Consider the following 6,178-nt stretch of genomic DNA (forward strand, 5'->3'; position numbering starts at 1 on the left):
GTCCGCAGGTCCGCCTCGTCCTGTCCGCGGGCGGCGTATTCCAGGGCGAGCGGCGGGGCCTCGGGGATCCAGCCGCCGTCCCCGCCCGGCACCCCCGTGTGGCCCGCCACCGAGACATCGGGAGCGCGCAGGGTCCCGGGGTCCGGCGAATAGCCGGCAGCGACCCCGGTCCACTGCACGTCCGGGTCGCTGTCGAGCAGCGCGGCACCGGTCGCGTTCGGGCCCGCGTGGTCGCGCCCGGACGGGGCGCAGTAGATCGGGTGGCCATTGGTCAGCTCGTAACGGTCGCCGTCGCGCAGTTGATCGGCGCGGAAGGGACCCTGTTCAGGGTTCGGTTGTCGATTGCTCATTCGCAGTGGCTCCGGCTGGGATCTTTCCCTCGATAACACCTGGACGCACGCCAGTCAACCCCCGGGCGGCGCTTAGAGCGCGTCGAAATAGCGCAGACAGACGGCGACCGCCGCCTCCGGCTCGATCCCGGCGAGCCGGCCGTTCAGGTCCGACTCGACCGTCTTGGTCTCCGGCAGCGCCTTGCGCTCCCACAAGGCTCGCCAGGCGGTGCGCTCGGGTCCGGCCAGCAACAGGTCGCAATACCGGTAGCCCGGGAGCGAGTAGATCTGCGGGTACTGGGGCTGATGCTCCGCCTGCATGGTCTCGGCCTCGCGGAAGCACCCGAGTGCCGGCCCCCGTTCGCCCTGCTGGTGCGGTGCATTGGCCAAGGTCGTGCGCTTGTCGGCCAGCCGGCCCAGCGCGCGCAGTCAGCAGGCGGCCTGGTTGAGCAGCCAGGCCCGGTCGGGCTCGGTCAACCCGGCCATGGGCGGTGCCTGCCGCAGCGCGGCCAGGCAGCCGGCCTCGGCCGGGCGGTCGAAGAACCCGAGCAGGCGCAGGGCGGCCAGTTCCCGGGCGCCCTGCCCGCCCGCGCGCCCGAACCAGGTCTCGTAGGCGGCCATGATACGGAAGGCGTGGCCGCCCTGGGTCGCGTCGGCGTCGGCCAGCCCGTAGGGTCCGCTGTGCGGACCGCCGACCTCTCGGCGAGTGGATGCGGCGCGCGCCGGTCCCGGACCCTTCCGGCTCGGTGCCGCGCGTCTTATCCACGCTGTCCGCTGGGCGCATGATGGGTTTCGCTGCGCTCTACCCATCCTGCAGCCTCACTGCCACTAAGTTAAGGCGCACTCGCGGACCGCGTCGCCTCTGCCTGGAGTCCAAGGCTTCAGCCTTGGCGCGCTCTAAGGCTGAAGCCTTGGACTCCAGGCGCTTGGGCTGCGGCGCTGAACTTAGCGGCAGTGATCCTGCAGCCTGCCATTCGGTCAAGCCGCAACGGCTACTGGGAGCACCGCACCCCAGTGCGGCGCGGTCTCCGCTCAAGCCGCACCGCCGGGGTTGGCTGCGAGATCGCGCCGCACTGGGGTGCGGCGCTCCCAGGCCGCACCGCAGCGCGGCTCAACGCGCTTTTCCCGACCGCCCGCCTTGGGTATCCTGTACCCTGAGTCATACAGTCACTTGTCCGGGGGAGCACCATGCCGTCGCAGGCGCCGGTTTTATCCAGGGGGGACGGGGCGCTCGCCGGGCGCCGCATCCTGATCCTGTTCGCTCACCCGTCGCTGGATCGCTCCGAGGCCAATCGGCCCCTGGCCGCGGCGGCCGCCCCGCTGGAGGGGGTGACCCTGGTGGACCTCTATGCCGAGTACCCGACCTTCGAGATCAACGTGGATCGGGAACAGGCGCGCCTGTTGAGCCATGAGGTGATCTGCTTCATGCACCCGCTCTACTGGTACTCGACCCCGGCCATCCTGAAGGAGTGGCAGGACCTGGTCCTGGAACACGGCTTTGCCTACGGTATCGGGGCCGGCGCCCTGAACGGCAAGCTGTTTTTCAATGCCCTGACCGCCGGCGGTCCGCAGGCGGCCTACTGCGCCGCCGGTTACAACCACTTCACCATCCGCGAACTGCTCCACCCGCTGGAGCAGATGGCGCGCCTGTGCGGCATGGTCTACCTGCCGCCCTTTGCGCTCTTCGGCGCCCGCACCGCGATGGATGAGGGGCGGATGCCGGGCCATGTGGCCGACTGGGTGCGGGTGCTCGTCGCCCTGCGCGAGGATCGGCTCGACCTGACCGCGGCGCTCTCCCGGACCACGCTCAACGCGGACCTGGCGACACTGCTGCGGGGTGCCTGAGCATGGACGGTATCTGGTTCATCGCCTTCGTCTATCTCGCCGCCGCGGTGCTGGCGGTCCCGGTGGCCAACCGGCTGGGGTTGGGCTCGGTGCTGGGCTATCTGATCGCCGGCATCCTGATCGGTCCCGGCCTGGGCCTGGGCCTGGTGGGTCGGGAGACCCACGACGTCCAGCAGGTCGCCGAGTTCGGGGTGGTGATGATGCTGTTTCTGGTGGGCCTGGAGCTGGAGCCCCAACGCCTGTGGGAGATGCGGCTGCGCCTCTTGGGGCTCGGCGGTCTCCAGGTCGGCCTGACCGCGCTCCTGATCGCCGCGGGCGCCGTGGCGCTGGGGCGCTACTGGGGCCTGGCGCTGGCCATTGGGCTCGTCTTCGCCATGTCGTCCACCGCCATCGTCCTCCAGACCTTGAGCGAAAAGGGCCTGACCAAGACCGAAGGGGGGCGCGCGTGCTTTGCCGTCCTGCTGTTCCAGGATATCGCGGTCATCGCCGTACTGGCCCTGATCCCGCTCCTGGCCCGGCCGGGCGGCTGGCGGGACGCCGCCGGCAACGCGGCCGGGGGGGCAACGGCGCCGTCCGCCCACGGCGCCGCCACGCTGGTGGCCGGCCTGCCGGACTGGGGCTATGCCCTGGTGGTGCTGGGGGCGATAGCGGCCGTGGTGCTCGGCGGTCACTACCTCTCGCGGCCCCTGTTCCGTTTCATCGCCGACTCGCGGCTGCGCGAGGTCTTCACCGCCAGCGCCCTGCTGCTGGTCATCGGTACCGCGCTCCTGATGACGCTGGTGGGCCTCTCACCGGCGCTCGGCGCCTTCCTGGCCGGGGTGGTGCTGGCCAACAGCGAGTTCCGCCACGAGCTGCAATCCGCCATCGAGCCCTTCAAGGGCCTGCTGATGGGAATCTTCTTCATCACCGTCGGGGCCGGGATCGATTTCGGCATCCTGTTCGCCGACTATGCCACCGTGCTCGGCCTCACGTTCGGGGTCATGGGGCTCAAGGCGGCGGTGCTGCTGGGACTGGCGCGGCTGTTCCGGTTGCCGACGGGGGACCGCTGGCTGGTGGCCCTGAGCCTGGCCCAGGCCGGTGAGTTCGGCTTCGTGCTCCTGGCCTTCTGCGTGCAGAACGCGGTGATCCCGACGGCGCTCGCGCGGACCCTGTCGCTGGTGGTGGCGCTGTCCATGCTCCTGACCCCGGCGCTCTTCATCCTCTATGAGCGCCTGATCGCCCCGCGGCTGCGCACCGACGCAGACGAGCCGGCGCCGGACACCATCGATGAGCAGGGGGCGGTGGTCATCGCCGGGATCGGCCGTTTCGGCCAGGTTGTCAACAGCCTGCTGGTGGCCGCCGGGGTGCGCACCGTGGTGCTGGACCACCGGGCCGAGCAGATCGACCTGCTGCGCAAGCTCGACATCAAGAGCTATTACGGGGATGCCTCCCGCCCGGACCTGCTGCACGCGGCCGGGATCGCGCAGGCGCGCCTCTTCATCGTCGCCATCGACGACCGGGACCGGGCGGTGGAGATGGTCGAGTATGTCCGGCGGACCTATCCGCAGGTCCGCATCCTGGCCCGCGCCTATGACGTCGGGCACATGTATCTGCTCAAGAAGGCGGGGGCCGACGTGGCGCTGCGGGAGGTCTACCATGGCTCGCTCAGCCTGGGCGCCGCGGCCCTGCGGCGGCTGGGGTTCCACCCCTACAAGGTGGAGCGGATGACCCGGGCCTTCCGCCGCCACCAGTCCGAGGGCCTGGACGGCATGTACGACCTGTGGGACCAGGACCCGGACATCGCCCGCAATCTGGCCCTGCAGGCGCACATCCGCGCCTATGTCGGCTCCCTGCAGGACGCCCTGAACGCCGACCGCCGGGACCTGCACGACCGCACCGAGCGGGGCTGGACCCCGCCGCCCAAGGGCTTCGCCCAGGAGTTGGACGACGAGGCCTGAGTGCGGCCGCTTCGGGGCGGGACGGGGCATTCGCCCCGTCCCTAACGTTTATTGCGTCGCCGGGCCTTGGCGCGAGTCGGCGGGGCCGGAAAACGGTTCGGACGGGGCGAATGCCCCGTCCGGCATTCGGGTGCTGGCCCGTTCAGGCCACCGTCGTCCCCCAGAGCGCGCCGACCCCGGCCGTGACCGCCATCGCCAGGGCCCCCCAGAAGGTGACGCGCAGGGCGCCGATCGCCATCCCGGCACCGCCGGCGCGGGCGGCCAAGGCGCCCAGCACGGCGAGGAAGACGAGCGAGGTACCGGCCAGCACGGGGATCAGGTAGGCGCCGGGCGCGAGCACGGTGACCAGAAGCGGCAGGGCCGCGCCGACCGCGAAGCTCGCGGCGGACGCCAGGGCGGCCTGGATGGGGCGGGCGCTGAAGGTGTCGGTGATGCCGAGTTCGTCCCGGGCGTGGGCCCCCAGTGCGTCATGCGCCATGAGCTGTTCCGCCACCTGTTTTGCCAGGTCCGGCGCAAGCCCGCGCCCGACATAGATAGCCGCGAGTTCGCGGTCCTCGCCGCCGCGGTCGGCGGCGAGTTCACGGCGCTCCTGTTCCAGTTCGGCCGCCTCGCTGTCGGCTTGCGAGTGCACCGAGACGTACTCCCCGGCCGCCATGGACATGGCCCCGGCCACCAGGCCCGCGATCCCGGTGGCGAGCAGGGTTTCCGGGGCCGCATGGGCGGCGGCCACCCCGAGCAACAGGCTGCCGGTGGAGACGATCCCGTCGTTGGCACCCAGGACCGCGGCGCGCAGCCAGGCGATACGTGCGGTGCGGTGGTGCTCCCGATGCTTCGGCCGCATGGTTCGGACCTCGTTGATGGGTTAGTAACTCGTTGTCGAAGTTGTCGTTGTCGTTGTCGTAATCGGAGAAGCGATGCAGTTTGGGGTGGGGCTACGATAACCTCGACAACGACAACGACAACGACAACGACTCCTGCCCCGTCCGGCACTTGCGCACTACCGCGCCGGAACCACCCGCCCGGTCAGCAGCCGGTCGAGATCGGCCAGCTCCGGGTAGCGGGCGGCAACCTCCCGGACGTAGCCCAGGGTGCGTGGGATATCGTTCAGGTAGCCGGGTTTGCCGTCGCGGTGATGCAGGCGCGCGAAGATGCCGCAGGCCTTCAGGTGCCGTTGGGCGCCCATGAGGTCGAACCAGCGCATGAACTGGTCCGGGTCCAGCGCCGGGAGCAGGCCGGAGGCGACGGCGCCGTCCAGATAGCCCAGGGCCCAGCCGGTGACCCGGGCGGCGGGCCACTGGATGTAGCAGTCCTTGAGCAGGGACACCAGGTCATAGGTGACGGGGCCGACAACGGCGTCCTGGAAGTCGAGGATGCCCGGGCCCGGCGCCTCGGTGATCATCAGGTTGCGGGAGTGGTAGTCGCGATGGACGCAGACCCGGGGCTGTTCCAGGGCGGCGGCGACCAGGGTCTCGCAGGCCCGGTCCCAGCCAGCCTGCTCGCCGGCCGAGAGTGCGAGCCCCAGGTGGCGGCCGAGGAACCACTCGCGGCAGATTTCAAGCTCGCGCAGCAGGAAGGGCGCGTCATAGACCGGCAGGCCGTCTTGGGGGCCGCGCGTCTGGAGGACCGCCAGGGCGGCGAGCGCATCGGCATAGAGCCGGTCGGCGCTCTGGGCGTCGAGTTCCGCCAGGTAGAGTCGGTCGCCCAGGTCGGAGAGGGCGAGGAAGCCGCGGGCCCGGTCCTCGGCATAGACCTCGGGGGTATGCAGGCCGATGGCGCGCAGGCGCCGCGCCAGGTCCACGAAACGGCCGCAGTCCTCCTGGGCCGGCGGGGCGTCCATCAGGACCAGGGTGTGGCCCGGGTAGCGCGCCCGCCAGTAGCGGCGAAAGCTCGCATCGGCGCTGGCCGGTTCCAGCGTGAAGTCTTCCCGGCCCAGGACCGCGACGAGCCATTGCCTCAACAAGTCGTGCCGTGCGCTCAAACTGAACTCCTGGTGGTGGTGGCCGCGATCCCGGGTACGTTGTCGTTGTCGTTGTCGTTGTCGAATAATCCGACCACGATTACGACAAC

The 6,178-nt window shown here is 70.6% G+C and carries 6 protein-coding genes and 1 pseudogene; 2 read left to right on the forward strand and 5 right to left on the reverse strand.

Annotation, left to right across the window (positions count from 1 at the left end):
* The 3 genes and pseudogenes from QZY48_RS13100 to QZY48_RS13110 all read right to left on the reverse strand — a co-directional run.
* Positions 1 to 350: pseudogene (locus tag QZY48_RS13100) on the reverse strand (Uma2 family endonuclease); the annotation flags it as partial.
* Positions 351 to 422: 72 nt separating this feature from the next.
* The gene (locus QZY48_RS13105) at positions 423 to 719 is read right to left on the reverse strand and encodes a hypothetical protein (protein ID WP_295431298.1); all 297 of its coding nucleotides are present in this window, start codon (positions 717 to 719) and stop codon (positions 423 to 425) included.
* Positions 720 to 758: 39 nt separating this feature from the next.
* Positions 759 to 950, reverse strand: coding sequence for a hypothetical protein (locus QZY48_RS13110; protein WP_295431299.1), 192 nt, complete (start codon positions 948 to 950; stop codon positions 759 to 761).
* Between the two features lie 567 nt (positions 951 to 1,517).
* Here QZY48_RS13110 and QZY48_RS13115 point away from each other — a divergent pair.
* Both QZY48_RS13115 and QZY48_RS13120 read left to right on the forward strand, forming a co-directional pair.
* On the forward strand, positions 1,518 to 2,174 hold the full coding sequence (locus QZY48_RS13115) for an NAD(P)H-dependent oxidoreductase (RefSeq protein ID WP_295431300.1): 657 nt from the start codon (positions 1,518 to 1,520) through the stop codon (positions 2,172 to 2,174).
* A gap of 2 nt (positions 2,175 to 2,176) precedes the next feature.
* Positions 2,177 to 4,111, forward strand: coding sequence for a monovalent cation:proton antiporter-2 (CPA2) family protein (locus tag QZY48_RS13120; protein WP_295431301.1), 1,935 nt, complete (start codon positions 2,177 to 2,179; stop codon positions 4,109 to 4,111).
* A gap of 142 nt (positions 4,112 to 4,253) precedes the next feature.
* Here QZY48_RS13120 and QZY48_RS13125 read toward each other — a convergent pair whose 3' ends face one another.
* Positions 4,254 to 4,952: a VIT family protein gene (locus tag QZY48_RS13125; protein ID WP_295431302.1), complete on the reverse strand. Its 699-nt coding sequence runs from the start codon at positions 4,950 to 4,952 to the stop codon at positions 4,254 to 4,256.
* A gap of 156 nt (positions 4,953 to 5,108) precedes the next feature.
* On the reverse strand, positions 5,109 to 6,089 hold the full coding sequence (locus tag QZY48_RS13130; protein ID WP_295431303.1) for a phosphotransferase: 981 nt from the start codon (positions 6,087 to 6,089) through the stop codon (positions 5,109 to 5,111).
* Between the last annotated feature and the right edge of the window lie 89 nt (positions 6,090 to 6,178).

Origin of the sequence: uncultured Thiodictyon sp. (assembly GCF_903828115.1) — a bacterium.
Lineage (GTDB): Bacteria > Pseudomonadota > Gammaproteobacteria > Chromatiales > Chromatiaceae > Thiodictyon.

What these genes read in the sequence shown, in the direction of transcription:
- QZY48_RS13110 (WP_295431299.1), bottom strand. Translation starts at nt 950, where the DNA reads ATGGCCGCCTACGAGACCTGGTTCGGGCGCGCGGGCGGGCAGGGCGCC.
- QZY48_RS13115 (WP_295431300.1), top strand. Translation starts at nt 1,518, where the DNA reads ATGCCGTCGCAGGCGCCGGTTTTATCCAGGGGGGACGGGGCGCTCGCC.
- QZY48_RS13120 (WP_295431301.1), top strand. Translation starts at nt 2,177, where the DNA reads ATGGACGGTATCTGGTTCATCGCCTTCGTCTATCTCGCCGCCGCGGTG.
- QZY48_RS13125 (WP_295431302.1), bottom strand. Translation starts at nt 4,952, where the DNA reads ATGCGGCCGAAGCATCGGGAGCACCACCGCACCGCACGTATCGCCTGG.